We start from the raw sequence: 226 nt of genomic DNA on the forward strand, positions 1-226 counted from the left end.
GAGGCGCAGGCCGCGCCGGTCGCCGCCGAGGACCCGGTGGTGACGCGGGAGGCCGCGGCTGAGAAGCCGTCGGCCGAGGCGCCCGCCGCCCAGGAGCCCGTGGCCGAGGAGGCCGCGCCCCAGGGCCGTACGCGCCGCCGGGCCACCCGCAAGGTGTCGGCGCCCGCCGGGTCCCCGGCCGGGTCCGAGGCGGCCGTCGTGACCGTCGCGGAGACCGCGCCGGTGG

At 83.2% G+C, this 226-nt stretch carries 1 protein-coding gene; it reads left to right on the top strand.

The features are described 5' to 3' along the window. The coding region (locus GTW40_RS32450) for a hypothetical protein (RefSeq protein ID WP_161183708.1) at positions 1-226 on the top strand (226 nt) is incomplete at both ends.

Source organism: Streptomyces sp. SID4985, assembly GCF_009863025.1.
In the GTDB taxonomy this organism is placed as follows: domain Bacteria; phylum Actinomycetota; class Actinomycetes; order Streptomycetales; family Streptomycetaceae; genus Streptomyces.